This window comes from Agrobacterium sp. MS2 (assembly GCF_003261015.1).
In the GTDB taxonomy this organism is placed as follows: Bacteria; Pseudomonadota; Alphaproteobacteria; order Rhizobiales; family Rhizobiaceae; genus Agrobacterium; species Agrobacterium pusense.
In genome coordinates this window covers 1-2,559 of sequence record NZ_QLNF01000020.1, presented here as the reverse complement: position 1 = coordinate 2,559, position 2,559 = coordinate 1, and the positions used below count along the sequence as shown (strand labels likewise).

Below are 2,559 nucleotides of genomic sequence, written 5' to 3'. Positions count from 1 at the left end.
GTAAGCCCACGGTGAAGGCCGTCTTGCGATGACGGCCTTCTGACTGCCAGTCCTAGTGGTAACACTAGGAGTAGTCATATGACGAAGCATCCAATTGAGGTGATCACGTCCGTAGAGCGCCGTCGGCGCTGGTCACGAGAAGACAAAGAGCGCCTGGTCGCTGCCTGCTTTGAGCCAGACGCGGTCATCTCCGAGATTGCCCGCGCGGCTGGTATCCATGTCAGCCAGTTGTTTCGTTGGCGCAAAGAGCTGTGCCGGCTCGACGAGCCGCAGACCGAGACGGGAACCGTGTTGGTGCCGGTGATCGTGTCCGAGGCCATTTCATCAGTCTCTCCCATTCAGCCGGAACCGCCGACCACACCCCATCCTCGTCGGAAGCGCAGCGATGTAACAATCGAGCTCGGCCGGGGCCGTCGGGTCCGCGTTGATAGCGACATCGACACGGAAGCGCTTGGCCGCATTCTCGATTGCGTGCTGGGTCGTCGATGATCCCGGTTCCTGTTGGCGTGAAGGTCTGGCTGGCGACAGGCCATACCGATATGCGCAAAGGCTTCCCCGGCCTGTCGTTGATGGTGCAGGAGGCGCTGAAGCGTGACCCGATGTGTGGACACCTGTTCGTATTCCGCGGCCGCGGCGGTGGCCTGATCAAGGTGATCTGGCATGACGGCCAGGGCGCTTGCCTGTTCACGAAGAAGCTGGAGCGTGGCCGCTTCATCTGGCCATCAGCGGCCGATGGCACGGTGGTGATCACACCTGCGCAGCTCGGTTATCTGCTGGAAGGTATCGACTGGCGGATGCCGCAAAAGACCTGGCGGCCGACGTCGGCCGGATGAGCAAAAACACTGGAATGACAGGCTCGAATATGATTCCATCCTTTCATGAGCAATACGACTGAAGAGCTTCCGGACGACCTTGCCAGTGCCCTTGCACTGCTGGCCCAGGAACGCGCTCGACGTGTTGCAGCCGAAGCAGAAGCGGCGACCGCCAAGGCCGAAGCCGCCAGTGCAAAAGCACTCGTATCGCATTCCGAGGCATTGATCGCGCGGCTGAAGCTGGAGATCGACAAGGTTCGCCGTGAACTCTACGGTAGCCGGTCAGAGCGTAAGGCGCGGCTCCTGGAGCAGATGGAACTGCAACTCGAGGAGCTCGAAGGAGACGCCGGTGAAGATGAACTGGCGGCGGAGATCGCAGCCAAAGCTTCAACCGTCAAAGCTTTCGAGCGCAGGCGTCCGTCACGCAAGCCCTTTCCTGAACATCTGCCGCGCGAGCGCGTCGTCATCGCCGCTCCCACGAATTGCGCCTGCTGCGGATCGGCAAAACTGTCGAAGCTTGGTGAGGACATCACCGAGACCCTGGAGGTCGTTCCGCGTCAGTGGAAGGTCATCCAGACGGTCCGGGAGAAGTTCACCTGCCGCGAGTGCGAGAAGATTGCGCAGCCGCCGGCCCCCTTCCATGTGACGCCCCGCGGCTTTGCCGGGCCAAACCTGCTGGCGATGATCCTGTTCGAGAAGTTCGCCCAGCACCAGCCGCTCAACCGTCAGCGCGAACGTTATGCCCGCGAAGGTGTCGATCTCAGCTTGTCGACATTGGCTGATCAGGTTGGAGCATGTGCTGCGGCGTTGAAGCCCATTCACTCTCTGATCGAGGCGCATGTCCTTGCCGCCGAGCGTCTGCATGGCGACGACACCACCGTGCCGATCCTGGCCAAGGGAAAGACCGATACGGGCCGCATCTGGACCTATGTTCGGGACGATCGGCCGTTCGGAGGGCTCTCTCCGCCGGCCGCAATTTACTATGCCTCGCGCGATCGACGGCAGGAGCATCCGGAGCGCCACCTGAAGACCTTCACCGGCATTCTGCAGGCGGACGCCTATGGCGGCTACAATCCGCTGTTCAAGGTTGATCGCGATCCCGATCCGCTGACCCAGGCACTCTGTTGGGCACACTCGCGGCGTAAGTTCTTCGTGCTCGCCGACATTGCCGCAAATGCCAAGCGTGGAAAGAACGCCGCGCCGATCTCGCCTATGGCGCTCGAAGCCGTCAAACGGATCGACGGCCTGTTCGATATTGAGCGCGAGATCAACGGGCTTACGGCCGATCAACGCCTGGAGCGTCGCCGGAAAGACAGTCTGCCACTCGTCGATGATCTGCAGGTCTGGCTTCAAACCGAGCGGGCAAAACTCTCACGCAGCTCTCCGGTCGCCGAGGCAATCGACTACATGCTCAAGCGCTGGGATGGCTTCACGTCATTCCTGCAGGACGGCCGGATTTGCCTGACGAATAATGCGGCAGAGCGAGCGCTCAGAGGCTTTGCGCTCGGCAGAAAATCCTGGCTCTTCGCCGGATCAGACCGCGGTGCAGATCGTGCTGCCTTCATGGCCACACTGATTATGACGGCAAAGCTCAACGGCATCGATCCGCAGGTGTGGCTGGCCGACGTTCTTGCCCGCATCGCTGACACGCCGATTACCAGGCTGGAGCAGTTGCTTCCGTGGAATTGGACGCCGCCGACCGTCAACGCTCAAGCGGCCTGACCTGCGGCCTTCACCGGAGGCTTAC

The 2,559-nt window shown here is 61.4% G+C and carries 3 protein-coding genes; all 3 read left to right on the top strand.

The window, feature by feature from the left end:
* The first annotated feature begins 78 nt into the window (after nt 1-78).
* Genes tnpA through tnpC form a run of 3 tightly spaced genes read left to right on the top strand, consistent with a single transcriptional unit; the run spans nt 79 to nt 2,534 of the window.
* Nucleotides 79-489 (top strand): IS66-like element accessory protein TnpA, encoded by a 411-nt coding sequence (tnpA, locus tag DOU54_RS10395; protein ID WP_112557152.1) that lies wholly within the window; start codon nt 79-81, stop codon nt 487-489.
* Nucleotides 486-833, top strand: coding sequence for an IS66 family insertion sequence element accessory protein TnpB (tnpB, locus tag DOU54_RS10390; protein WP_044459718.1), 348 nt, complete (start codon nt 486-488; stop codon nt 831-833). Before tnpA ends, tnpB begins: the two co-directional genes overlap by 4 nt.
* A gap of 45 nt (nt 834-878) precedes the next feature.
* Nucleotides 879-2,534 carry an IS66 family transposase gene (gene tnpC / locus DOU54_RS10385; protein ID WP_113731198.1) on the top strand — a complete coding sequence of 552 codons (1,656 nt, stop codon included), beginning with the start codon at nt 879-881 and terminating at the stop codon, nt 2,532-2,534.
* Nucleotides 2,535-2,559: the final 25 nt, after the last annotated feature.